Annotated in this window: 20 protein-coding genes, 1 pseudogene and 1 other annotated feature; of the genes and pseudogenes, 6 read left to right on the top strand and 15 right to left on the bottom strand. The window is 41.3% G+C overall.

Annotation, left to right across the window (positions count from 1 at the left end):
• Positions 1 to 154: 154 nt before the first annotated feature.
• The 8 genes from tpx to ezrA all read right to left on the bottom strand — a co-directional run bounded on the left by tpx (position 155) and on the right by ezrA (position 9,075).
• The gene (gene tpx, locus BOD01S_RS14990; protein ID WP_036156218.1) at positions 155 to 661 is read right to left on the bottom strand and encodes a thiol peroxidase; all 507 of its coding nucleotides are present in this window, start codon (positions 659 to 661) and stop codon (positions 155 to 157) included.
• A 236-nt stretch (positions 662 to 897) separates the two neighbouring features.
• Entirely contained in the window at positions 898 to 1,449 is a 552-nt protein-coding gene (locus BOD01S_RS14985) for an RDD family protein (RefSeq protein ID WP_052124909.1), read from the bottom strand.
• A gap of 17 nt (positions 1,450 to 1,466) precedes the next feature.
• A complete protein-coding gene (gene sppA, locus BOD01S_RS14980) occupies positions 1,467 to 2,480 on the bottom strand; it encodes a signal peptide peptidase SppA (RefSeq protein ID WP_036156217.1) in 1,014 nt (337 codons plus the stop codon).
• Positions 2,481 to 2,715: 235 nt separating this feature from the next.
• A complete protein-coding gene (gene mbcS / locus BOD01S_RS14975) occupies positions 2,716 to 4,299 on the bottom strand; it encodes an acyl-CoA synthetase MbcS (RefSeq protein WP_036156214.1) in 1,584 nt (527 codons plus the stop codon).
• A 222-nt stretch (positions 4,300 to 4,521) separates the two neighbouring features.
• The gene (locus BOD01S_RS14970; protein WP_036156212.1) at positions 4,522 to 4,728 is read right to left on the bottom strand and encodes an alpha/beta-type small acid-soluble spore protein; all 207 of its coding nucleotides are present in this window, start codon (positions 4,726 to 4,728) and stop codon (positions 4,522 to 4,524) included.
• A 90-nt stretch (positions 4,729 to 4,818) separates the two neighbouring features.
• Positions 4,819 to 6,027, bottom strand: a complete 1,209-nt coding sequence (gene thiI, locus BOD01S_RS14965; protein ID WP_036156210.1) for a tRNA uracil 4-sulfurtransferase ThiI — start codon at positions 6,025 to 6,027, stop codon at positions 4,819 to 4,821.
• Positions 6,024 to 7,172 (bottom strand): cysteine desulfurase family protein, encoded by a 1,149-nt coding sequence (locus tag BOD01S_RS14960; RefSeq protein WP_036156208.1) that lies wholly within the window; start codon positions 7,170 to 7,172, stop codon positions 6,024 to 6,026. The genes thiI and BOD01S_RS14960 overlap by 4 nt, the downstream gene beginning before the upstream one ends.
• Positions 7,173 to 7,368: 196 nt before the next feature.
• A complete protein-coding gene (gene ezrA, locus BOD01S_RS14955; RefSeq protein ID WP_036156206.1) occupies positions 7,369 to 9,075 on the bottom strand; it encodes a septation ring formation regulator EzrA in 1,707 nt (568 codons plus the stop codon).
• 110 nt (positions 9,076 to 9,185) lie between these two features.
• Between ezrA and hisJ the strand changes: the two genes are divergently transcribed.
• Both hisJ and BOD01S_RS14945 read left to right on the top strand, forming a co-directional pair.
• Positions 9,186 to 9,980, top strand: a complete 795-nt coding sequence (gene hisJ / locus BOD01S_RS14950; protein WP_036156204.1) for a histidinol-phosphatase HisJ — start codon at positions 9,186 to 9,188, stop codon at positions 9,978 to 9,980.
• A gap of 15 nt (positions 9,981 to 9,995) precedes the next feature.
• Positions 9,996 to 10,475, top strand: coding sequence for a GAF domain-containing protein (locus BOD01S_RS14945; protein WP_036156202.1), 480 nt, complete (start codon positions 9,996 to 9,998; stop codon positions 10,473 to 10,475).
• Between the two features lie 46 nt (positions 10,476 to 10,521).
• On the opposite strand, the gene BOD01S_RS14940 is transcribed toward BOD01S_RS14945, so the two are convergent.
• Complete coding sequence (locus tag BOD01S_RS14940; protein ID WP_036156200.1) at positions 10,522 to 12,390, bottom strand: sensor domain-containing diguanylate cyclase; 1,869 nt, start codon at positions 12,388 to 12,390, stop codon at positions 10,522 to 10,524.
• Positions 12,391 to 12,807: 417 nt separating this feature from the next.
• Between BOD01S_RS14940 and rpsD the strand changes: the two genes are divergently transcribed.
• Positions 12,808 to 13,410 (top strand): 30S ribosomal protein S4, encoded by a 603-nt coding sequence (gene rpsD / locus BOD01S_RS14935; RefSeq protein ID WP_036156197.1) that lies wholly within the window; start codon positions 12,808 to 12,810, stop codon positions 13,408 to 13,410.
• A gap of 428 nt (positions 13,411 to 13,838) precedes the next feature.
• Here rpsD and BOD01S_RS14930 read toward each other — a convergent pair whose 3' ends face one another.
• Positions 13,839 to 14,615, bottom strand: coding sequence for a TrmB family transcriptional regulator (locus BOD01S_RS14930; protein ID WP_052124908.1), 777 nt, complete (start codon positions 14,613 to 14,615; stop codon positions 13,839 to 13,841).
• Positions 14,616 to 14,692: 77 nt separating this feature from the next.
• Between BOD01S_RS14930 and BOD01S_RS14925 the strand changes: the two genes are divergently transcribed.
• Complete coding sequence (locus BOD01S_RS14925) at positions 14,693 to 15,463, top strand: TSUP family transporter (protein WP_036156196.1); 771 nt, start codon at positions 14,693 to 14,695, stop codon at positions 15,461 to 15,463.
• Between the two features lie 33 nt (positions 15,464 to 15,496).
• On the opposite strand, the gene BOD01S_RS23855 is transcribed toward BOD01S_RS14925, so the two are convergent.
• Together BOD01S_RS23855 and BOD01S_RS14920 are read right to left on the bottom strand one after the other, a co-directional pair.
• Entirely contained in the window at positions 15,497 to 15,631 is a 135-nt protein-coding gene (locus BOD01S_RS23855; protein WP_269845636.1) for a hypothetical protein, read from the bottom strand.
• 284 nt (positions 15,632 to 15,915) lie between these two features.
• Positions 15,916 to 16,590: a M15 family metallopeptidase gene (locus tag BOD01S_RS14920; protein ID WP_036156194.1), complete on the bottom strand. Its 675-nt coding sequence runs from the start codon at positions 16,588 to 16,590 to the stop codon at positions 15,916 to 15,918.
• Between the two features lie 651 nt (positions 16,591 to 17,241).
• On the opposite strand from BOD01S_RS14920, the pseudogene BOD01S_RS14915 reads away from it, so the two are divergent.
• Positions 17,242 to 17,939: pseudogene (locus BOD01S_RS14915) on the top strand (SDR family oxidoreductase).
• 109 nt (positions 17,940 to 18,048) lie between these two features.
• Here the strand turns inward: BOD01S_RS14915 and BOD01S_RS14910 are convergent.
• The 3 genes from BOD01S_RS14910 to tyrS form a co-directional block, all read right to left on the bottom strand.
• Positions 18,049 to 18,675 carry a YIP1 family protein gene (locus tag BOD01S_RS14910; protein ID WP_036156192.1) on the bottom strand — a complete coding sequence of 209 codons (627 nt, stop codon included), beginning with the start codon at positions 18,673 to 18,675 and terminating at the stop codon, positions 18,049 to 18,051.
• Positions 18,676 to 18,749: 74 nt separating this feature from the next.
• Positions 18,750 to 19,898, bottom strand: coding sequence for a PstS family phosphate ABC transporter substrate-binding protein (locus BOD01S_RS14905; protein ID WP_036156190.1), 1,149 nt, complete (start codon positions 19,896 to 19,898; stop codon positions 18,750 to 18,752).
• 76 nt (positions 19,899 to 19,974) lie between these two features.
• Positions 19,975 to 21,246, bottom strand: coding sequence for a tyrosine--tRNA ligase (gene tyrS / locus BOD01S_RS14900; protein WP_036156188.1), 1,272 nt, complete (start codon positions 21,244 to 21,246; stop codon positions 19,975 to 19,977).
• A gap of 241 nt (positions 21,247 to 21,487) precedes the next feature.
• Positions 21,488 to 21,683: a binding site (T-box leader), on the bottom strand.
• Between the two features lie 100 nt (positions 21,684 to 21,783).
• On the opposite strand from tyrS, the gene BOD01S_RS14895 reads away from it, so the two are divergent.
• Positions 21,784 to 24,705: a transglycosylase domain-containing protein gene (locus BOD01S_RS14895; RefSeq protein ID WP_081978011.1), complete on the top strand. Its 2,922-nt coding sequence runs from the start codon at positions 21,784 to 21,786 to the stop codon at positions 24,703 to 24,705.
• The last annotated feature ends 186 nt before the right edge of the window (positions 24,706 to 24,891 follow it).

The raw sequence follows: 24,891 nt of genomic DNA, 5'->3' as shown, positions 1-24,891 counted from the left end.
CTTTCCTAAAGACATATCCAGTTCCGGAGAACTGAAACTGCCGCATCATTTCAAGCTATAAAACAAGTACTTTTTGCAAATGAAAGAACTCACCCTTTCGAGTGAGTCCCATTCTGCCCTTTTACACTTTACTACAAAAGTATAAAAAAGAATATTATTTAATCAGCGCTTTTACAGCTTCTATCGCCGCATCATAATTTGGATGTTCAGTTGCTTCGGGAACATACTCAACGTATGTTACATTTCCTTCTGTATCCACTACAAATACAGAACGAGTTAATAGGCGCATTTCTTGAATAAGCACTCCATACGCTTCACCAAAAGAGCCATCACGGTGGTCAGATACAGTGACAACATTGTCGATACCCGCAGCTCCACACCAGCGTTTTTGGGCAAACGGTAAATCCATCGATACTGTATAAACGAGCACTTGGTCGCCGAACTCACCTGCAGCTTCGTTGAACTTTCTCGTTTGAGCATCACACACTCCTGTATCCAAAGAAGGAACAACACTAAACAAGCGGATTTTCCCCTCTGAATCCTTTAACGTTACTTCCGATAAATCATTTGCCAGCACTTTAAAATCAGGTGCTGTGTCCCCTACTTTTACTTCACTGCCGATTAATGTCACCGGATTTTGTTTGAATGTAGTTTGAACCAATGAAAACGCCTCCTTACTATATGTATTCCATCTTACTAGATTTAGCAGAAAAATTGCAACTTCCAGCGCTTCATATAAAAGGGAAGGGGCTACCCAGAAAGTACATACTTTCCGAATAGCCCTGGATAAATAGTTACCTAGAAGCATGGCTGGTGTGCCGGTCACATCTACATGCTACCATTCCCGTGGCAAAGGGAGCGCCTTAGTCTAGAGATTTCCAGCTGTTCCCTTCACCGTCAAATTGAAGGTGTCGTTACTGTATTAGTATCCGATATTTCCTGCGTTAAAACCTTTTTCTTTGAAAAAACCTCTTCATGCACAACAGTCGTATCTGCGATAAAGTCCTGGATTGCCTTATGATCTGGTGTAAATACAACAATCAAGTATGGCAATTTAAAAAATGTATTGCTGATAAATCTGCCGATTCCCTCTCTAAAAAGAACGGACATCCAATCCATTGACTCCCCATTATCTTTTTTAACACGAAGACCGAAAACCATTTTGCCGACCGTCTGGCCCCATAATTTTGTCAGCACAATAAAGTATGCATAATAGACGATGGCAGATAAGATAACAATTGGCCGATACCATACAGACTCATCAAAACTCCAATCCATAAGGTGGAAAATTGGATTGATGACAATGCCGACAATTGCTGAGATGACAAGAGAATCAATTAAAAATGCCCAAAAGCGTATCCAAAAGCCTGCTGCTTTCTCTTTGTACACTTCAATTTCTTTTACAATTCTTTCTTTAGGAATGATTGTAGTTTCTTCGTTTTCAAACATACACTATCACTCCTTCCTTAATAATCCCCGTATAGATACATCATACGCGGTGAATTGCTAGTGGATAAGATCTTTTGCATCAGCTGCTCTTTTTCTGAAGGGCCAAACATTGCACTTACCTTCGCACCAAGCAAGCTGCCAAAACTGCCATTTGCTGATGAATATTCAAATAGCTCCGCATCCTGTAAATCAAAGTCCGAGCGTAATGCAGCTACTGTATCCTCCACATCGCCGATTTCATCTACAAGACCTGCACGCTTTGCCTGAGTGCCGCCTAAAATACGGCCATCTGCAACCTTTTTCACGTCTGCTTCTGTCATGCCGCGGCCCTGCTCCACTACATCCACAAATTCTTCATACGATTCATTGATGATTTCCTGCAACATCGCCTTTTCTTCTTCTGTGGAAGCCCGGGCGCCTCCAAACATATCCTTGTGCGCCCCCGATTTGATTGTTTCAAATTCAATGCCAACTTTTTCAGCCAGCTTTTCATAGTTGAATGCCTGCATAATTACCCCGATCGAACCAGTAATCGTTTCTTTTTGGGCAAAGATTTTATCTGCAGGTGCTGAAATATAATAACCGCCTGAGGCAGCATATGTACCCATCGATACATAAATCGGAATTTTTCTTTCTTCCTTTAATTGCACGAGCTTCTCATAGATTTCTGCTGACTCTAATACGCCTCCGCCTGGTGAGTCAACGTGTAAGACAACACCTTTTACAGTTTCATCATTCATAATGGCCTCCAGCTGACTTAGGAATCCTTGGTGGTCATACTCTACTTCTTCCCAAAACGAGCTAGAGCCCGTATCCAAAATTGTCCCTTTTACTGTCAACATCGCGATGCGGCTGTCAAAATCTCCTGCTTCCAGCGGCAATTCATAGACAGTTGGGTCTGTTTCACCGAATACATTTTCAAAGCTTGAGAAAAAATCCGTTTTAAATAACGCGATAATGGAATTCAAGCCTAACGAAAACACGAGTAAGACTGCAGCTGCGATTAGAGCAATCCATCTTTTTGTGTTCATTTAATCGCCTCCCTATTATAGTGTATACGAATAACTAACTGAAATGTTTCAGAAATTCAAAAAACGCTATTTATGTAAAATAATAATGACTTTACCCTTCTAAACTGTAAGACATGAAAGTCTGAATACGACGCTCAATCATCAATATATCGTACCGTTCCCCTTTTCCTCACGGCAGCAGCAAAAAGCCGCATTAAAGGGGTTCCCTTTTAATACGGCTGTGAAACAGAATGTATTAGCTATGCTGCTTGCTATATTCAGCGTTACGTAATTCCACTCGACGGATTTTTCCCGAAACTGTTTTCGGCAATTCATCCAAAAATTCAATACTACGCGGATATTTATATGGCGCTGTCAGTTCCTTTACATGGTCTTGCAGCTCCTGGATAATTGTTGGGCTGTCTTTTAATGTTTGGTCACGCAGTACAACAAACGCTTTGACAATACTTCCTCGGATTTCATCCGGGCTCGCAACAACAGCACATTCCTGAACGGCTGGATGCTTTACGAGCGCATCTTCAACTTCGAATGGGCCGATTGTATAGCCAGAGGAAATGATAATATCGTCTCCTCGTCCTTCAAACCAGAAATATCCTTCTTCGTCCTTACGTGCACGGTCTCCTGTAATATACCAATCGCCTCGGAATTGCATACTTGTACGCTCCGGGTCCTTTAAGTAACCGCGGAATAACGCAGGCGATGATTTATGAACAGCAATATCTCCCACTTCTCCTGCAGGCAATACATTCCCCTCATCATCGATAATATCTACAATATTCCCAGGCGTGGGCTGCCCCATCGAACCTGGGCGAGGTTCCATTCCCATCAGTGTGCCGACAAGCAGTGTATTCTCCGTTTGGCCATAGCCATCACGTACTTGGACGTTAAATTCACGTTTAAATGTTTCAATAACTCCACGGTTTAACGGCTCTCCTGCAGATACAGCGCTTCGCAGGGCTGATAAATCATAGTTATTTAAATTATCAGCTTTTGCCATTAAACGGTATTCCGTCGGTGTACAGCATAGAACATTAATTTTGTATTCCTGAAGGAGTTCCAAATATTTTACCGGATCGAACTTCCCTTTATATACAAATGCAGTTGCCCCGCTGCCAAGCGACGCTAAAAACGGACTCCAAATCCACTTTTGCCAGCCCGGGGCAGCCGTTGCCCATACAATGTCTCCATCTTCTACCCCTAGCCAGCTGCTAGCAGTAGTACGGAGATGTGCATATCCCCATGCATGTGTGTGAATGGCTCCCTTTGGATTGCCTGTCGTTCCACTTGTATAAGCAAGGAAAGCTGTATCCTCTGCATGCGTTTGTACACCGTCAAATGTCTTCGGTTCATTTTGCGCTTTTTCCATTAATGGTTTCCATGGCTCTGCAGCATTTCCTACTACAAATAATTGTAGTCCTTCCAGCTGCTTAACTTCTTCGAATTCACCGATAAATTGTTCATATGCGACAATCCCCTTTGCCTCTGCATGAACAATACGATAATCAATGTCCTTTGCCCGTAATAGCTCGGAGCTTGGAATAATAGTAAGGCCGGCCTTTAAGGCTCCGATGTATGTTACGTATGCTTCTAAAGAACGAGGCACCATGACGAGTAATACATCCCCTTTTTGGAGTCCCTCGTTTTTAAAAACATTTGCGACTTGATTAGCTTTTTCGATGAGTTCGACATATGTAACTTCTTCTATAACATCATTCTCATGACGGATAAGCAATGCTTTTTTATCCCCTTGCGTAGCATGCCTTTCAATTTCATCCACGATGTTATACATTTCCGGTGCCAATAACTCTTCTCTGTTCATCAATAACTCCCCCTTATCCCCTTTGCCTTACAAATACTATTATACTTGGCTATATTTAATTTTTCAAAAAAATCCGTATATTTAGAGAAGATTTTCATTCATACTATACAGAAACAAAAAATAGCTGTAAGTATTTTTTCTTACGAACAAGGGGATTTTTTTCCTAAAAACAAAGAACTGCTGTATAAGCTTTACGCTTATACAACAGCCCTCTTGTTTTAATTATTGGTTTGTACCTTTTAATTGAGATTCAGCCATTTGTACAAGACGTTTTGTGATCTCGCCACCTACTGAACCGTTAGCGCGTGAAGAAGCTTCTGCTCCTAATTGTACGCCGAACTCTTGAGCGATTTCATATTTCATTTGGTCAAGAGCTTGTTGCGCACCAGGTACGCGAAGTTTGTTTGAACTACGATTGTTGTTTGACATCGTGTTTCACCTCCTTGTGCATATAGAATGTGCTCAGAGATGAAAATCATACACAAAAATTTAACGGTAATATATTCTTCAAACAGGAATTTATAGTAAATCGGCAAATTTGTCTTCCTGCACCTTTTTTTCAGGCAGGATATGCACTTCTCGATTCTTTACAGCCCGCTCGATATATTCATCAAACTCGGTAAAGCTTTCGTAATGCATTACTTTTTCTAATTTCGGTTTTGTCTTCGGACTTGCCGGCGTGAAAATTGTACAGCAGTCTTCATAAGGCTGGATCGATGTTTCATACGTACCGATACGTTCCGCTATTTCAATAATATCTAATTTATCCGACGCAATAAGCGGACGGAGAATCGGTGTGCTTGTAACAGCATTAATCGCTGTAAGGCTTTCAAGCGTTTGAGAAGCTACCTGACCTAAGCTCTCTCCTGTGACGATGGCCATCGCACCGATTTCTTCCCGGACTTTATCAGCAATGCGCAGCATCATACGGCGTGTTGTCGTCATCGTCATATTTTCGGGTACGCTTTCTTTTATCAATACTTGCAGCTCTGTAAACGGAATAATATGCAAGCGGATTTTCGCGCCGAATTTTGTTAACTCATTCGCTAAGTCTTTTACTTTTTGGAGCGAGTTCTGGCTCGTATACGGCGGGCTGTAAAAATGTATTGCCTCCAGCCGGACACCACGCTTCATCATCAAATAGCCGGCAACCGGACTGTCAATCCCTCCGGATAGCATCAGCAGGGACTTCCCGTTTGAACCGACCGGCATTCCACCAGCACCTTGAATAACCTGTGCCATCATATAGACAGCATCGAGCCGAACCTCTATCCGCAGCTCAACATCAGGTTTTTTTACATTGACGGATAAATTTTGATAATTCCGTAGCACAGTTCCGCCAATTTCCCGCTGAATAGCATGCGAATCAAGCGGGAAGCTTTTATCTGTACGGCGCACCTCGACTTTAAACGTAATATTCTGGTCTTGGTAAAGCTCCATGATCTGAATCGCTAAAGCTTTTATTTTTTCCATATCTTTTTCGCATGAAGCGACAGGGCTGAATGATTGAATACCGAAAACTTCCGGCAAACGCTCCATCAGTATATTCATTTTTTCTTCGTTTTCAATTTCAATAAACATACGGTCGCGCTCAGCACGGATTTTTAATGGCATTAAGTCATTAAATGAGTAGCGCACATTATCACGCAGACGGTTAATAAAATCATTTTTATTGCGGCCTTTCGTCGAAAGCTCACCATAACGAATTAAAATCTCTTTCCAAATCATCCTACTACTTCTCCTTTTAATTGCTTCATCACTTGCTCGAAAGCTCCCTTAAAGGCAGCGATATCGGCTTCTGTTGTTTGCATGCCAAAGCTTAAACGTAACACACCTTTTTTAAAGTCCTGCTCCACGTGCAAGGCTTCAACAACATGACTTGTCTTCGTTTGCTTTGATGAACATGCGCTTGACGTTGAAACGATGACACCCGCTTTTTGCAGAGCGTTAATAAGGATTTCCCCTTTCAACCCCCGGACACTAAACGAAAGAATGTATGGAACGCCAAATTCAGTCGATAATAAATGAATCTCATTTCCGAAATGCTGCAGGTATGTGCGCAGCTCTGTCTGCCATACTTCATATTTTTTATATTGTGCGTCCATACTTTCCACGGCGAGCCTTGCCGCTTTGGCAAATGCTACTGCCTGAGGTACTGCCACTGTGCCACTGCGAAGACCGAATTCCTGCCCGCCTCCCACAATGTAAGGGACAATGGAGAAAGGCTTCCGGAAAGCGATCACACCTGAACCTTTTAGTGCATGAATTTTGTGACCGGAAATCGATAGGATATCCGGTCCTGCTTCTCCATTGAAAGATACCTGCAGCTTACCAAAGCTTTGTACTGCGTCAACATGGAACAGTGCGCGGCTTTGAGAATGAATAATGTGTGCTGCCTCTTCAATTGGCTGAATGGCACCCATCTCATTATTTACATGCATGATGCTGACCAAAATCGTATCTTTACGAACCTTTTGCTTCAGCTCTTCCAACGAAATAACACCCTTAGCATCAACTGTCAGGTATTCAACTTCAAATCCTTCCTTTGCCAGTCGCTTTACAGCTTCCAGCACAGAAGGGTGCTCAACTTCAGTTGTTAATATATGCTTCCCTTTATGTGTACTGGCATGCGCTGTACCAAAAACGGCGAAGTTATTTGATTCAGTCCCACCAGCGGTAAAAACAACTTCTTTTGCTTCCGTATTTAATATTTGTGCCACTTGATCACGTGCTCGTGCCAAAAGCTGATTAGCTGTCACGCCAGCTTCATGGATAGAAGCCGGATTTGCATAGTACAGCTCATTTACTTGAACAAATGTATCCAGCACTTCTTTATGCGGCTTCGTTGTCGCAGCGTTGTCTAAATAAATCATAGTATTCGCCCTTCTCTATTATATGAATTGCAGCCTTTTGTCCGGGTACTTATTGAGGGCATTGTCACACCTCCTGCCCTTTCCCCAGTGAAAGCCGCTGTTTTTGTCAAAACAAAACCACCTACACAGGCTGTGCGGTGGCTTCTACAATATATCTATTATAACTGTAAATCATTCATGATGGTACTGGGAATGCTTATATTTTTGCAGATAAATCTTCCTGTACAAGAACTTCAATTTTTTTAATCGCACCTGGCTCTACCATTTCCACAGCTGCTGCTGCATCTTCAAGCGCTTTAATATAGCGGTATTGGTGGAATGCTTTTTCAGCTTCTAACAGCTGTGTATGCAGCTCAGGGTTGGAAGCTCGATAACGATTACCGTATTGGATAATACGCTCGATCATAATAACGTTTTCCACCATTTCTTCTGCACGTGATTTTACATCGGCAATACATTTTTTTGCATTGTTTAGGCTGCTGTTTACCTGCTCCATATTAAGAGGTGTTTCCTGTAGGCTTTGCATGACAACGAATAATTGTTCTTCCGCTTCTTCAAGGCGAGCATCCATCTCCTCAGGAATTCCCGGAATATTAGCCTTTGTCAGCATACGCTCTGTTTCCTGCAGCATCTTGCTTAATGAATCAAGCTGGCCGCGGGCTTCATTTTCATCCAGACGGAGATTTTTCAGGCGCAGTGAGAAGTTTTCTTGTTCTTCTTTAATACGGCCCATTTCCTCGTTGATTTCTTCCAGTTCCTCTTTCAAGCTTGAGTAGGCAGACTTTTCTTCCTGCACACGCAGCGATAAAAGATCATAACGCTTATGTAGCACCTCTAACTGCTTTAGGCAATTACGCGGAATTTCCGCTTCTTTTTCAGGCAAGCGGTATGTTCGTTGGACATATGTGGCTTCGTCATTTATTTCCCGGGTGATGCTCGTTAGCTTATCTAACTTTTCACGAACTGGGAAACAGTGAACATCAACATACTTTTTCGCTACTACTTCCTTTTCTAAAAGGTCATAGAATTGATCAATTTCTTCATTGATTTGGTCAATACGCGGTCTAACCTTTTCAATATCGAGTTCTGCGATTGTTTGCTTCATGACCTCTAGTTCATTTTCCAAAGCTTCCAGATATTCCGTCATTTCTAAATGGCGAAGATAATATTTTTGCGCTTCCATTTCGCGCTGCCCATTTTTTAGTTCGTGAATAGCGGTTGGAATCTTAGTTTGTACTTCTGACAGCAACGTAGGAATTTCACTCAGCAATTCAAAAATTGCCTGTGCTTCCCCATTCAGCGACAACACTATTTCTCGAGCCTGTAGATAATTCCCTTCCGTTGTCAGTAAATCAAACTCTTCAAACTTAGGTGTGAACATCTCAAGACGTTTCTCCAACTGGCTAAGTGCTGACCCGAATGAGTGTTGATGAGCAAGAACTGTTTTCCGGGCTGAACGGTAATACTCCTTTAACTGTTCCATTTCAATACGGTTTTTTTCTTCGCTTCCTATCAGCTCTTCCAATTCAAGCAAAATTTTGAGGCGTGTATTTTCACAATCCTCGATTTTTCTTTCAATTTCCTGTTCGATTTCTGTTGCCTTTTTAAATTTGAATCGGTCTATGTATTCCTCCGCATCAAAAAGCAGTGCATCGATTTTAATGACATGAACATCTGTCACTTCGACCCAGGCATTACGCCAATTTTCAAAAAGCTCTTCTGTCTGTCCGTTCATGTTCAATGTCTTTACTTTCGTAAGCTCTTCGTAGATTGGATAATGCTGGACCTCTAACTTTTCCTTTTCCAGCCGGGCTATTATGGCATTATGCTTTCGTCGGATAAATAGACCGTATGCTAATAATGCTAATAGAACGACTGCGACAATGATGATATACTTTATCATTGTAAGCCCCCTATTCCAAAGTGTCTGAATTGGCTAATGTATCTATAATAATATCACGTTTTCAAGTTTTTGTTTAAACTAATTATCAGGAAATAAAGGAGGTATCTTGTATGAAAAAAGATGGACATATCCATACGCCATTTTGTCCACATGGATCCCCCGATTCATTTGAAGAATATATTGAAAAAGCAATCCAGCATCAATTTACTCATATCTCTTTTACAGAACACGCTCCGCTTCCTATGTTATTTGACGACCCGACACCCGAGAAGGATAGCGGTATGAGGGCAGAATATCTACAGGACTACATAACGCAGCTGCAGCAATTAAAATTACATTACAAAAATAAGATACACATTAATATCGGTTTAGAAATTGATTATATTAGCGGCTACGAGAAAGAAATTTCCAGTTTCCTACAATTTTATGGTCCACAGCTTGATGATGCCATTCTCTCTGTTCATTTTCTATACTATAAAGGAGAATACTGCTGTATCGATTTTTCAAAAGAAGAATATTTGCGCTTTGCCAATACAGTAGGAGGCATGCAGGCACTGTATAATTTGTACTATGAAACAGTAAAAGCATCCATTCTTGCAGATCTAGGCCCATATAAACCGAAGCGCATCGGTCATCCCACACTCATTCATAAGTTCCAGCTTGCCCATAACGAGCAAATTGATGATGAGGGGCAGGTAAAGGAAATTTTGCAGTTGATGCAGCAGTATGATTATGAACTCGATTTTAACAGCGCTGGCTTAAGTAAGCCGTTTTGCAAAGAAACCTACCCTCCACCCCATCTATTTGATTATGCGAAAACAATCGGCCTGCGCTATACTTTTGGTTCAGACGCGCATACCGTAACGGATTTACATCAGCATTATGATACAATCTTTACAGATTAACTTTAGGAGGTTTATATGTTTACAAAGATTCAATATGAAGGCTCTGTTACCGAGCAATATAACACACTATCTAAACAACTGGATGCCCTTCTGACCGGCGAAGCAGATCTAGTGGCTAACCTGAGCAATGCCTCTGCATTGCTGAATACGTTTTTATCTGAGATTAACTGGATTGGGTTTTATCTCATGAAAGACGGCGAGCTTGTGCTCGGACCATTCCAAGGATTACCGGCATGTGTCCGTATCCCTGTCGGACGTGGAGTTTGCGGAACAGCGGCTGCACAAAAAGCAACACTTGTTGTAGATGATGTCCATGCGTTCCCTGGACACATTGCCTGCGATGCCGCTTCCAACTCTGAGATTGTTATTCCATTAATCAAAAACAATGAAGTAATTGGTGTACTAGATATTGATAGCCCTATAAAAAATCGCTTTTCAGCAGAAGACAAAAATGGTTTGGAACAATTTGTTATAACTCTCCTTAACCATCTATAACAAGTAAAAGCTGTCCCTTTGGCTGTAAAAACCTAAGGGACAGCTTTTATGGCTGTAATTGCATTTTTTCATCAAACATGCAAACTTGATTTTTCCCATTATGCTTCGCGTTATATAACGCAGTGTCAGCATATAAGAAAACGGATTGGAAATCCAGCCTTGCCGACTTGTTCCACGTAATTAACCCGGCAGAAATTGTAACTTTCGGGTTTGTCGATTGCGGAATGGCTCCTACAATCTGCTGTGCCATTTGGAGAGCTTCATGCTGCAAAATATTCGGTACATATACCGATAGTTCCTCGCCGCCCCACCTCGCACAAATTCCCCTTGTTCCGATCATCTTCTTGAGCTGTGCCCCAATTTGGACCAGCACCTCATCGCCAACCTGATGTCCATACGTGTCATTTACACACTTGAAGTTATCAATATCAATCAGCATAAACATACCAGAATCATCCTGTAGTAATGATTTTTCCACAAAAGTATCTAAATAGCTGCGTGCAAATAGCTTTGTCAAATGATCCCTGTCTACCATATCCTGCAATTGGTTCCGAAGTATCGAATTGGAAATGGCTAAAGACGAGTGGTGGATGAGCGACTGCATCAGCTTAAAGCTATCAAACGAAAAGAAATAAGGTTCCCGGTGCAGAACAATGCTAAAACCTGTAATACGCTCCTCCATAATCAGAGGGATCGCCATAATGGACTTATAGATGACGTCCTCAGCAATTAACCTGCTGAAGTCCGCTATAAATAGGGGGTCCTGCGTATTTTCAAAATGGTTCTGTACATAATCGATATATACTTTCCCTTGTGGAACAGAAAAAAGCGCTGTACTTGCTTCAGTTATCTCCAGGCCATTTTCATCTTTAAATAAAAAGCAAATCTCCATTGGCTGAAACGACTTCATCAGCTGCTTTTGCAAAAAGAGCAGCATTTCCTGAATATCTAATTTCATATTTAAACGATGTGACGTCTCATTAATAAGCTGCAGATCACTAATCAATCGATGTGATTGATGGTAGAGCTTCGCGTTTTCCAACGCATTCCCCGATGCTTGTGCAAGCATACGAATAAAATCCTTCTGGGCTGATGAAAAAATATAAGTTGTCGGAGCACTCACTTGAAGAATGCCATAAATTGCCTGTCTTCCTTTAATAGGGGCATTTAATAATCGGCAAGCCAAGTCTGTCGCCAACTCTGTTGTAACATCGCCTGAAACAAAGGCTTCAATCGTAGAAGGACGCTCCGATAAATAATCAAAAGGTTTAATATGAATGGTTGTTTGCCGATCCTGATCATTTGATAAAATCAATTCCACGCCCAAATCAGGGAAATTATCTTTAATCGTGACCAGAACATTTTGCAGGATTTTATCAATATCCATTGTGGAATGGAATAAATCCGTCATATTATAAAGCTTGCGGTACTGGTTTTCTTTTAACCGTATATCGATTAGTTCCTTCGTAGCACCTGCAAGACTTGCAAAAACGCTTACTAAATCTTCAGTAAATTCATTACTTGAAAAAGATTTCCATTGTTCTGTTGCTTTAAATAATAAAATTCCATAAGGCGGCTTTTTGTCTACTTTCAGCAGCATCATATGCGTCATCTCGCTATAATGCTCTTGCTCATGCAGGAAGTACGGAATTTCTGTTACTTTCCCGGAAGCAAAGTAAGTATCAAATAGTACCCATGGAATACCTGTATTTTTTGCTGTATCAACCGTCAATGGCTTTAGCATCTCAGCTTCATATACTAAAACGCAGCATTGATGAATATTGAAGTGTCGATGCAATATTGCTAAAAGCACTTCAAAGTATTGATCGAGCATCATACACTTATCCATCGAATTAACGTAAAGGCTCAATATATCAGATTTAATATTCGTTATCATCTGTTGATGTTCATTCATTAAATCACCTTTTCTTTCAACTTAACGAATCAATACTATTAACTTATACCTAAGTATACACCGATTATGTCTATTTGACTATGAAATTTATGGATTTTTTTTCTAAAAAGGACTTGTGGAGCTGTAAAAAATAATATGTTTCATAGTTTCGCCCTTTTCCTTCTATTAAATAAGAAGAACACTACTTCCTCCTTGACGCCTTCTTTAAAAAAAGATACAATATCCTTTGTGTAAAATAAATGCAGCAGTTGTACAACCTTGTTTCGTATTTTGTTCCTCCATATATTGGATGGTGTATAAGTAACCCTATCGGCTGCTGGGGCGAACATACGTGAAAATAAAATACAGATGAGTCTCGGGTATAACTGGTTTTTGTTTTATGCAACAAAAAAACCAAATTTAAAGGAGGAGACTAGAATGTCTCGTTATACAGGTCCATCTTGGAAAATTTCTCGTCGTCTTGGTATTTCTCTAAGCGGCACAGGTAAAGAATTAGAAAAACGCCCTTACGCACCAGGTCAACACGGCCCGAACCAACGTAAAAAATTATCAGAGTACGGTCTACAATTACAAGAGAAGCAAAAACTTCGTCACATGTACGGTATGACTGAACGTCAATTCAAAAACCTTTACAACAAAGCTGGTAAATTACAAGGTGTACACGGTGAAAACTTCATGATCCTTCTTGAAACTCGCCTTGACAACCTAGTTTACCGTTTAGGTTTAGCTCGCACTCGTCGTGCAGCTCGCCAATTAGTTAACCACGGCCACGTTTTAGTAGACGGCAAACGCGTTAACATCCCTTCTTACTCAGTGAAACCAGGTCAAACGATTTCTCTTCGTGAAAAATCTCAAAACCTTGCTGTTGTAGGTGAAGCAATCGAAGTAAACAACTTCGTACCAGAATACCTTTCATTCGACGCTGACAACAAAGTAGGTACTTTCGTACGTCTACCAGAGCGTTCTGAATTATCAGGTGAGATCCAAGAACAATTAATCGTTGAGTTCTACTCTCGTTAATAGTTCCGCATCGCAAACTGTTGCAAAAAAAGCCCTTAAAACCTTGTTATATCAAGGTTTCGGGGCTTTTCTTTTATATCGATATTCTTTATTTTACGATTGACTAGTTTTATGCCGTGACACGGTCATGAAGATGCTAAATAACACGAATTTTGGTCAGTTGTTTTATAAGCAGACTGTTAGGATTATTACTATCCGTTTCTTTCTGCTATTACCACCATGTTTCCCCAACATTTCTTCTACAGCTTGCCCAATAGGAATCTTCTCCACATGAGATCATTACAGTCAGAACCCGCTTTTCCATGCTTAATGCTTTCTTCTAGTTTTCAGTTCTAGGCAAAACATTGTTTTAGTGTGATACTTATAAACGTAATATCTGCAAAACTTTACACCCAATCCTTGCTTTACATCAGCCTCTTCCCCAGTAATTAACTAAAAAACTTCAGTCTTTCTGCAGCGACCCATTCCTCCAGATCATCCTTATTTCTTTGTACTAGGCGGTTTACTAAAATATCATGCCAGATATAGTCTTCCAGTAGATAAATATGCGCCGCATCATCTGTATAAAAAGCAGCCGGTTCCTCACTTAATGAAGCGCCGTAGACCATTTCTTTTCCGTCTACCGATAAAATAAACCATTGTTTAGAATTTTTATCCTCCGTAAAATTAGTAAGCCGGTGCTGATCTAATGTCAGCAAAGGTTTTTTCACATGCAGTGTCATCCCTTGTATATGTACACGCTTTGCTGCCTGCTCTATATCCTCCCGCACCTGTTCATACATAGAGTCCCACATCGAAAGGACAACACGCTTTTTCGCTTTTTTCAATAATTCCCGGCAATAGCTTACGATCATCTCTTCATTTTTTAATACGAGCAATGTTTTTTCCGTTTCGTTTTCCTGCTGCTCAAGCTTTTTTAGTTCATCGGTGAGAAAAGCTATACTTTGCTGCCAGGAATCTGTTGTTTTTTGCATAAAAATATCAATGGGAATTGGACGGTATGTCGTTTGGTTGGTTGCCCCTTCTTTCATTACTAGCCCTTTTTTGGCCAAAGAATCCAGCGTATCATATATACGTGCCCTCGGAATACCGGAATGTTTACTGACTTGATAGGCTGTAGCATGGCGCTTTTGCAGGAGTGCAATATATGCCTTGGATTCATACTCCGTATAGCCTAGCCTTTTAAGTTGAGAGATAATTTCCATTATTTCCACTCCCTGTTGTTTACATATTTTTATTTTATAGTTACTATTATAGTAGTAACCAGGAAAGAAGGATAGTTATGCCGTTCGATTTAGACCCGCAAATGATACTTATCTTAATTTTATTTGGATTTTTGGCTGCGTTTATTGATTCAGTAGTCGGCGGTGGAGGATTAATTTCCTTGCCGGCACTTTTATTTATAGGCCTTAGCCCAACAGCTGCTGTAGCTACAAATAAACTTGCAGGAACATTCGGTTCCTTGACATCAACCATTTCTTTTTACCGTTCCGGAACAATTAATTTAAAACAGATCGGTAAATTTTTTCCGCTTACGTTTATTGGGGCTATGATAGGGGCATGGGTTGTTACATTAATAGACCCCGCCGTATTAAAACCCCTTATGCTCTTCATGTTGGCGGCCGTATTGCTTTATACATTATATAAAAAAGACTGGGGAAGCATTTCCACCGTTACAAAGCTGACCCCAAGCAAACTTGCTTTATTTATTCTCATTATTTTCACGATTGGATTTTATGACGGATTTTTAGGGCCGGGCACAGGGTCATTTTTAATTTTTTCCTTTTTGTTATTCGGCTTTGATTTTTTAAAAGCCGCCGGCAATGCGAAATTACTAAACTTCGGCAGTAATATAGCTGCCCTATTAATGTTTATTTATTTAGGGCAGGTTCACTTTGCTTACGGTCTTATAATGGGAATCGCACAAATAGCCGGTGCTGTCGTTGGGTCTCAATTTGCCATTCGAAAAGGAAGCGGCTTTGTCCGGAAGTTATTTATCATTGTCACTCTCCTATTGCTTTGTAAAAATACATATGACTTTTTTGTTCATTAATTAAAGAAAGTGCCGGTTAATAGAAAGGATCTATTAACCGGCACTTTTTGATTTCCAGCATGTCCATACCGTATAGATAAACAATTCATTTGCTGCTTTTTCATTCCTTAAAACACAATATGATTCAATACCCTTATAAACCGTTTTTTGCTGCTTAACTTTTAACATTTACCTATACCCTCTACCATTGCTCTCTAGTTGGGCAGCCGGGTAAATTCACTGCCAGAGCAATACTAAAATAGAAGTTAACAATTACAGAAGCGAGAGGCATACTTGAAAAGTTCGTATAGCAGTCTCGCTTCTGCCTCTATTTATAAACTAGAAAAAAATATCCTCTACTGATAAAAATCCTCTTACTTTCAGCCCTTATATGCGGCCGGCTATTAAGCCTCATCTATTAGTATACAATCGTGAAACCAACTGCTTCTCAGCACCTCAGAGCTGTAAGTTTACTATAGATTGCCCCGGCGCTGTTCGATTGTGATCAACAAGCCCAAAAGACGATCACCTGTCATTAAGTTATTTTGGAAGTCCTTTAGATGAACATCTTTGATGAGTCCATCTGTTACAGCTTTTGCCAAGTAGTTTTCAGCGCTTTCCTGTAATGTTGACGAGCCTGGATTAAATAACTGCCCTTTCTCCATTACCTCTGCCTCCTCAGATTTGTCTTCTACTATCAATTGCACTCTCATCTTACTGTTAGATGGCACAATTACCTGCCCTTCCAATTGATAGCCTTTGGGCATTTTCCATGAATTCGTTACTTCAAAATGAGGGCGGTCCCTATTATTGGACCAGTCTCCCCCCCATGTAATATCTAATTTACGTGCAATCGCCCCTACCTTGCTTAACAGTGCTGCATCGTATAGGGTAGCTGGACTACTGCACGCTATATCCCATGCTAACCGGCTTGTATGACGGCTAGTCTTAGTCCAGGTAACGATCGGTCCGCTACGTGATCGTCCCTGCTCATATAAATAGTTCTGCCTTGCCTGGGGTCTGTATGTTTCACTTACAAAAAGATTACGAATACCGGCTTTATAACACTCTTGAAATAATAATCGACAGGCCTGCTCTGCAGCAGGCAGTAATGCCGATAAATCACGTATCGTTTGTGTAACATTCATATGCTATCATCCTTTTGTTTGATGTCCTGTATAACCTCTTCACTATCACCGACTCCTTTTGCAGCCGGATCAATTAAAAAAACAGCTATGGACATAATGACTGCAACAAGCAAGTAAGAGCTTTTTATCGCTTCTATTATTGCTTTCTAATACCCCTTTAGCTCCCCATTACTAATCCTTAAACATACTGCTGTCGGCGCAAAAATACATATCAATAATACGGTATGAAAGTAAGGATTTTTCAATCTTAATACCCTGTTAACTTCCGCATTTTTTCTTCGCTTCTCTAGCGGTGCTATAAGTTACTGAACATAAAGAGAGAACTGATAGTTCACACATTCACTTTCAGCTAGGGGAGCATATATGTATTATATGCGTACACCTTTCTACTCAGCTGGGTATATGTATATTTTATCTAGGTTTCCTTCTTTCATTAGGTAACCCACTATCTCTCTTTTCATTTCACAAAGTTTATTAAAATCATTTTTTACTTACTATATATTCAGTACTTCTTCGTTTGTATATTTTTTCCGCTTATAGACTATAAAAATAGTTGAGGGCGGAAATTATACCCTAATTTTCCAGATAATCGTTTGTTTCTGACAGGGTTAGATACAATAAATCCTATCCTAAAAAATTGGAGGGAGTAAGTTGAATCGTTTTCACGAGAAGGTAGTACTCATTACAGGCGGCGGCTCTGGCCTCGGTGCAGATGCAGCAAAGCAATTGGCATCAGAGGGTGCAAAATTGTCTCTCGCCGATCTTAATAAAGAAGGGTTAGAGGAGACAAAAAAGACAATACTGAAGGATTTTCCGGATGCGGCAATTCATACAATTACGGCCAATGTCGCACATGAAGAGGAAGTCAGTTCATTTGTAAACGAGACAGTTAAAACGTTCGGAAAAATTGATGCGTTCTTTAACAATGCAGGTATTGAAGGAAAACAGAATTTAACGGAAGATTTCGGGGAAGAGGAATTTAACCGTGTTGTTTCTATCAATTTAAATGGTGTTTTCTTTGGCATGATGCATGTATTAAAAGTAATGAGGAAACAAGGTTACGGTTCTATTGTTAATACCGCATCGGTCGGCGGCATCCGTGGAGTAGGAAACCAGTCAGGATATGCAGCAAGCAAACATGGTGTTGTCGGTCTTACACGTAACTCCGGCAAATAGGCGGGGAGAACTGGGAAGAAGCAGGAAAGGAATTTGTCCAGCCAAATCCTATAAAGCGTTTTGGTAAACTAAAGGAGGTCGCCCATCTTGTTGCTTTCCTTTTATCAGGAGAGGCGTCCTTCATCAATGCAACCGTCATCCCTATAGATGGTGGTCAGTCAGCAAAATATTAAGACATACTGAGTAAAATCTCTGTTTACGAGAGGATTAAGACAAAGATAATTTTGTCTTCAATTTAAGAGCCCGGCATTGGTGTGGCACCCAATGCCGGGCTCTCTACTATTAAAGTAAAAATAACAAGACAATTGCGCCAATAACGCCGCTAACGAGACTGGCTAGTAAAAACGTAAAAAAGGCTTTCCATTTTGAAAATCGGTGTGTCTCTGAGATGGCAATAATTGTTAATACAAAAGTCCATATTGTGGCCAGCACTATGATAAACAGTCCTATGTATGATAAAACAACCTCTCCTAGAGTTCCTGTCATCCCTTCCATATAGAAGAAACTGGCCGGCGATAGCTGCATCCAAAAAAGGATCATTGGTAAAATCCAAATATAAGGAATCATTGTCAGACACAATGCCTGAAACAAAGATTTAAAATTCCCCTTTCCCTTCATAGCAGAACCGATCATAGAAAGCAGAAATGCAACGATCAAATTGGATATCATAAAGTACATGATACCTGTAATGAATGTCGAAAATACAATTTCCCCTAGTGAAAACTCTGGTTGATAAGGTGTACCTGCCAATGATACTGCGCCACCGGCAAAGCCTCCTATCGCCCCTACATAGAGTGCATAAGAGAAATCCTTTTGCTCGAGCGTATAACGGATCGTTTCACGCGGCTTTGTCACAATCGACAAAATCGGCTGGCGGTCGTCAATTGATAATGGTTGTTGTGCAGTCAAAACTTGTCCTCCTAGAACTATATATAAAACTATTATACTAGGAAGTTCTCTTCTTCGTAAACGTTCATGCATTTTCACTCGCTTATCGGTACATAGCCTACCTTCTCAATTAATGCCTGTCCCTGAGGCGATAATATCCAATCCAGCAGCTTTTGGGTATTCGGATTATCCGTTCCTGCTGTTATTGCATAAAACTCTGAAGTAATCGAATATGTTCCATTTCGGATATTTTCCTCCGTAGGAGCAATTCCATCAATCGCTAACAGCTTAATTTCATCATTGCCAACCATTTCTGTTGAATAATAACGGAAAGTATAGCCGATTGCATTTTTGTAATTTTTATATTGGGCTACTTCGTTGATGATACCGCCCATTCCCGATGCAATATCTTCCGTCGGCGCCTCCATAATAGGTACATTTCCCATCAAATTTTGCAAAGCTGTTTGAGATCCGCTGTCCTGTGGTCGCTGGAAAGGGCGAATCGCATCTTCTTTTCCCCCTACTTCTGACCAATTTTTTACCTCTCCAGCATAGATAGCACGAATTTGTTCGAGTGTTAGACTATCAACTGGATTCTTCTTATTCACAAAGAACACGAAGGCTTCCCGGCCGATTGGTGTCATCTCTAATTTAATTCCTTTTGCTTCTGCCATTTTCATCTGCTGTTCTGATGGAGCAGCTACAAAAATAATATCTGCTTTTCCATTGAAAAGATTTTGATAAGCGTACGGTGTAGTACTTGCCAGCACTGTTCCCTCTTCAAAATAAGCTGGATTTTCCGGATAGACTGCCTGAACAAAAGCAGAATAAAGCGGATACATCGCTGTTGCCCCATCTAGTACCGGCAAATCCCCTTTTACTGCCAGTGTCGCTTCCTCATCTAATTTCTTCACTGTACTGCCTTCAACAAATGGTGCATATTCATGAATATTAATTTCGGCCGCAACTGTACCGATATTATCCTCATACAGCTGCAATAGAGCAGGTATACCTGTTGCAGCCACTACACCAAGTGCCGCTATACTGGTAACCAGCTTCCTTCTTTTCGTTTTGAAGAAACGAAAGCTGATCATTCCAATAATAATGTACAATACGGCAACAACTGAGAAAATAAAATAACTATATACCGGCATAAGGCCTATTAAAGCAACGAACCCAAGCGGTACACCTATGAACAGCAGCGCGACGGTTACCAACGAGAAGGCTATAATTTTATCTGCCATTTACTACCACCCCTTTTACCATAATAACGCAAAAAAGGTGAAGATGTTTCCTTACAAACATCTTCACCGAAAGTAACTAGTTAAACTTCACCATATGATATTTTTTCTTGCCCCGACGAATGATGGCAAATGCATCTTCCAATCGATCTTTTCCATCAACTGTGTAGCCTACATCCTGCACCTTTTCGCCATTGATAGAGATTGCCCCGTTTGTCACATCTTCTCGTGCTTGACGTTTGGAAGAAGAAATACCTGCTTCCACAATTAATTCCACGATATTTTTATCTTCTTTTGCCACTTCCACGGAAGGGACACCTGCAAATGCATTTTTCATTTCTTCAACAGATAATGATTTTAAATCGCCGGAGAACAGGGCAGCTGTAATACGCTCCGCAGTTGCCAGACCTTCTTCCCCATGGATTAATTTTGTCATTTCAGCTGCCAGTGCTTTTTGTGCCTTACGAAGGTGTGGTTCTTCCTGAACAGAAGCCTCTAAAGCTTCAATTTCTTCCCGTGATAGGAATGTGAAGATTTTTAAATATTTCACAACATCTGCATCGGCTGCATTGATCCAGAATTGATAAAATTCATATGGAGATGTTTTCTCCGCATCCAGCCATACTGCTCCTCCTGCTGTTTTCCCGAACTTTGTACCGTCAGCCTTTGTAACAAGCGGAATCGTAATACCAAATGCTTTTGCGTTTTCATCATGCGTTTTCCGAATCACTTCAAGACCTGTTGTAATATTGCCCCATTGATCTGATCCTCCCACTTGAATACGAACATTATGGTTGTCATATAAATGGTTGAAATCAATTCCCTGAATGATTGTGTAAGCAAACTCCGTGAAAGAAATACCTGAATCAAGCCGGGATGCAATTGTGTCTTTAGCAAGCATGTAATTGACATTGACCAGCTTTCCATAATCACGCAGGAACTCAATTGTGCTCATCTTCCCGATCCAGTCATAGTTGTTCACAAGTGTTGCAGCATTGTCCGAACCCGAATTAAAGTCAAATAGGCGCTCTAATTGTTTCTTTAAGCCTTGTACGTTTTTGTCAATTTGCTCTACTGTTTGCAGCTGACGCTCTTCCGAACGGCCGGATGGATCCCCTACCATTCCTGTAGCTCCTCCAACTAATAAAACAGGTGTATGGCCTGCCTGCTGGAAGCGGCGCAGCGTCAATAAAGGAACGATATGTCCGATGTGCATAGAATCAGCAGTGGGATCGACCCCTACATATAATGACACTTTCTCTTCATTCAACAGTTTTTCCATACCTTCAGCATCTGTTTGCTGGTAAAGAAGGCCGCGCCATTCTAAATCCTGTAATAATTCATTTGTCATTTTTTCTCCTCCTGTGTGCGTTTCATTAGTTTTATAACCGGGTATAGTTTTGTAGTATCTCTTATAGGTTGGTTAGGTTTATTGAAAAACTGAGCAAGGCTGGAGCACATTTGCTCCGTAGTATCCTCTTCATCTATTCAAGCAATTTAGAGGGGCACATATCGGTCAAAGCAAACCGGTATGATGCCTTTTCTTCTGGATAACTTAACGAACCAAAAAAATCCCCGCACGCAAATTTGCATGCAGGGACGTTTATACATAACGCGGTACCACCCGGCTTGAAGACATCATCTTCCACTCGAACCGTCTTAACGCGACGGACACGTTCAAACTCCAAGACCGTACTTCATGTACATGCTTTGACCGGCTTCCACCAACCGCCGGCTCTCTACAACAGGGAACATGCTACACTACTGCAATCTCTTCAATGCTTGAAAACTATACAGACTATTGTACCCAATCTTTTTGTAATGTCAATATATCACACCACTATTTCAGAAATATGCTATAATAGCTTAGATTTAGGAGGTCGATTAAGTGAAGGAATGGATCGAACAATTAAATGAGCGTATTGAGACTTTCGCTAAATCTGAATGGGGCCGCCGTCTACGCATAACGGGTGGCGTTTTTTGGAATTTAGCTTTATTATTTATCATCTTTTTAGTGACAGCCGGCATATTTGCCGTCTCGGTCGGTGCAGGCTATTTCGCCTCACTTGTAAAAGAAGAGCCTCTGCGTTCAAGTGCAGAAATGCGCGAGGAAATATTTAACTATGAGGAAACGAGTGAGATTTATTTTGCAAATGAAATCTACATAGGAAAACTTCGTACTGATCTAGAGCGTCGTGAAACATCCCTTTCTGCTGTCGCACCGTTTGTTGTGAATGCGGTATTAGCAACAGAGGATGAATATTTCCGGGAACATAACGGCATTGTCCCAAAAGCGGTTATCCGTGGGCTGGTGCAGGATATGACGAACTCTTCAACCCAAACAGGCGGTTCAACATTAACACAGCAGTTAATTAAGAACCAAATTTTAACAAACGAGGTTTCCTATGAGCGGAAGGCAAAGGAAATCCTGCTCGCTATGCGAATCGAGCATTTTATGACAAAGGAAGAAATTTTAGAGGCTTACTTAAATATCATTCCTTATGGACGTAACTCATCCGGGAATAATATTGCAGGAATTGCTACTGCTGCCGAAGGGATTTTCGGGGTAAAGCCGGGAGACCTTAATTTAGCACAGGCAGCCTATATTGCCGGTATCCCGCAGGCACCCTTTACGTATACACCATTTAAACAAACAGGCGAGTTGAAGGATGAGGCCGGGTTAAAGCCTGGCGTTGACCGGATGAAAACGGTGCTGTACCGGATGAAGGAAGTCGGATACATTACGGAAGCTCAGTATAATGAAGCGATGAATTATGATATTATAAAAGATTTCCGAGACCCTGTACCGCGTGCCAACGAAATGTATCCATGGATTACTGCTGAAATCGAAAGCCGTGCCAAAGAAATTATGGCAAAAATACTGGCTGAGCGTGATGGCATTGATCCGGAGCGACTTGACGAAGAAGAAAAATTGAAGAAGAAGTATCTTATTTTAGCAGACCGCGATATTCGTTCTTCCGGCTACCGCATCTACTCAACGATCGATAAGGAAGTATACGATAAGATGAATGAAGCGGCAAGAAACTTTAAATATTATGGTCATACGTATACAGAAATAACGACAAATGAAGAAGGTGAAGAAGTCGAAGTTCAAATGCCTGTCCAAGTCGGCAGTGTCTTAATGGAAAATACGACAGGACGCATCATCAGCTTTGTCGGCGGCCGTGATTTTGAGCTTAAGGATTTGAATTACGCAACACAGGCATTCAGGCCAAATGGTTCCACTATGAAGCCATTACTTGCATATGGCCCCGCTTTAGAATATGGAGTCATAGGTGCAGGAAGTCCGGTAGTCGATGTGAAATTCAAGCTCCCCGATTATGAACCGGCTAACTACCTTGAGAATGAAGAACGGGGTATTATCCCGGCGCGGGAAGCTTTAGCGCATTCCCAAAACTTGACGGCTCTTCGCCTTTATGACTCCATTCTCGACCGAAAACCTGCTACATTCCTTGAGAAAATGGGCTTCTCCCGACTTGTGGATGAAGACTATGTGAATCTTTCTACAGCTATCGGCGGTCTTCATATAGGTACGAGTGTAGAGGAGAATACGAATGCTTTTGCTACATTTGCCAATAGCGGCCAGTTCATTGATGCCTACATGATTGATAAAATCGTGGATCTAGATGGCCATGTCATTTATGAACATAAAGTAGAGGCAGCGCCTGTATTCAGCCCGGAAACATCCTACATGATTACCGATATGATGCGTGATGTATTTGAATATGGTACAGGTACACGGGCAAAAAGTATGTTGAAATTCTCAGCAGACTTCGCTGGTAAAACGGGTACGTCCCAAGATTATCGCGATGTATGGCTCGTTGGCTATAACCCGAATGTGACGCTCGGTGTATGGATGGGCTATGATAAACAGCGGACATTAAATACATTTACCAGCACGTACTTCCAGCCAAGTACGCGTGTCAATATGATGTGGGCAACGTTAATGAACGCCGCTTATGACAGCAATAGAGAGCTTATCGGCACACAGGAGCGATTCCAAAAACCAGCCGGGGTCGTAAATGCGTCCTTCTGCGGTATTTCAGGGCGTCCCCCTTCTGCGGCTTGTTCAAGTGCAGGACTTGTGCGATCTGATTTGTTTAACCGGGCATTCCTACCAAGCGGAGTAGATGATAGCTTCGCATCTGGCTCACCGGTTGTGCAAATTGACGGCAAATACTATCAGGCTTTAGCATCCACGCCTGCCGAATTTGTTACAGGCAGCGGGTTTGGATTAAATGCTGACTTTGCCAAACGTATGCTGGGACGGCTTGGCGGCGATGCGTCTAAGCTATTGCCAAATAATTCATCCTTAAGTGTGACGGCTTTAAGCGGAGCCACATTTAATGCAGACGGTGCTCCACCTGCCGCCGTATCTGCTTCGTTAAACGGCAATACGTTAAGCTGGACAAAATCCGGTTCAAATGATGTAGTAGGCTACCGTGTTTACAATGTAACAGGCGGCTCACGCTCACTCGTTACTTCTGTACGCAGCTCAGGCGGCCGCAGCATTTCCGTAACACCAGGTACTTCCTACGTAGTAGTGGCTGTAGATATTACCGGCCTGGAATCCGGCCATTCGAATGTAATAGCTGGAGAGGCTCCGGAGGATACTGTACCATCCACACCTGACTATACAGATCCAAGCGGTGAAAATCCAAATGGAGACGGCCAAAATGACGGCAATACATCAGGTGAGACTGATGAAACCAACGAAGATGAAACAACCAACTCCGATGTCGATAGTGACAATGGAGAAGGAAATACATCCTCTGATCCTAACAATTAAGAATACGCCGGACAGTTTTTATACTGTCCGGCGTATTTATATTTCTTAAAACCAATAAGAAGAAAAACCTTTTGCAATGTTAGGAATCGTATTTTATTGTATCCCAGGAAGATGCAACACTTCATAGTCGACCATGCACAGGAAAGGACCTATCGTAAAAAGCATTTGCTTTTTACGATAGGTCCT

This window comes from Lysinibacillus odysseyi 34hs-1 = NBRC 100172 (genome assembly GCF_001591965.1).
In the GTDB taxonomy this organism is placed as follows: Bacteria; Bacillota; Bacilli; order Bacillales_A; family Planococcaceae; genus Lysinibacillus_B; species Lysinibacillus_B odysseyi.
The sequence above is the reverse complement of the archived record's forward strand: the minus strand, read 5'-3'. Positions and strand labels throughout refer to the sequence as shown.

Excerpts from the sequence above, each read along its gene's own strand:
- BOD01S_RS14940 (WP_036156200.1), bottom strand. The coding sequence starts at position 12,390 with ATGAATGAACATCAACAGATGATAACGAATATTAAATCTGATATATTG.
- mbcS (WP_036156214.1), bottom strand. The coding sequence starts at position 4,299 with ATGAACAGAGAAGAGTTATTGGCACCGGAAATGTATAACATCGTGGAT.
- BOD01S_RS14930 (WP_052124908.1), bottom strand. The coding sequence starts at position 14,615 with ATGGAAATTATCTCTCAACTTAAAAGGCTAGGCTATACGGAGTATGAA.
- BOD01S_RS14960 (WP_036156208.1), bottom strand. The coding sequence starts at position 7,172 with ATGATTTATTTAGACAACGCTGCGACAACGAAGCCGCATAAAGAAGTG.
- BOD01S_RS14945 (WP_036156202.1), top strand. The coding sequence starts at position 9,996 with ATGTTTACAAAGATTCAATATGAAGGCTCTGTTACCGAGCAATATAAC.
- BOD01S_RS14925 (WP_036156196.1), top strand. The coding sequence starts at position 14,693 with ATGCCGTTCGATTTAGACCCGCAAATGATACTTATCTTAATTTTATTT.
- sppA (WP_036156217.1), bottom strand. The coding sequence starts at position 2,480 with ATGAACACAAAAAGATGGATTGCTCTAATCGCAGCTGCAGTCTTACTC.
- tyrS (WP_036156188.1), bottom strand. The coding sequence starts at position 21,246 with ATGACAAATGAATTATTACAGGATTTAGAATGGCGCGGCCTTCTTTAC.
- hisJ (WP_036156204.1), top strand. The coding sequence starts at position 9,186 with ATGAAAAAAGATGGACATATCCATACGCCATTTTGTCCACATGGATCC.
- BOD01S_RS14985 (WP_052124909.1), bottom strand. The coding sequence starts at position 1,449 with ATGTTTGAAAACGAAGAAACTACAATCATTCCTAAAGAAAGAATTGTA.
- rpsD (WP_036156197.1), top strand. The coding sequence starts at position 12,808 with ATGTCTCGTTATACAGGTCCATCTTGGAAAATTTCTCGTCGTCTTGGT.
- BOD01S_RS14920 (WP_036156194.1), bottom strand. The coding sequence starts at position 16,590 with ATGAATGTTACACAAACGATACGTGATTTATCGGCATTACTGCCTGCT.
- thiI (WP_036156210.1), bottom strand. The coding sequence starts at position 6,027 with ATGATTTGGAAAGAGATTTTAATTCGTTATGGTGAGCTTTCGACGAAA.
- ezrA (WP_036156206.1), bottom strand. The coding sequence starts at position 9,075 with ATGATAAAGTATATCATCATTGTCGCAGTCGTTCTATTAGCATTATTA.
- BOD01S_RS23855 (WP_269845636.1), bottom strand. The coding sequence starts at position 15,631 with ATGTTAAAAGTTAAGCAGCAAAAAACGGTTTATAAGGGTATTGAATCA.
- BOD01S_RS14970 (WP_036156212.1), bottom strand. The coding sequence starts at position 4,728 with ATGTCAAACAACAATCGTAGTTCAAACAAACTTCGCGTACCTGGTGCG.
- BOD01S_RS14905 (WP_036156190.1), bottom strand. The coding sequence starts at position 19,898 with ATGGCAGATAAAATTATAGCCTTCTCGTTGGTAACCGTCGCGCTGCTG.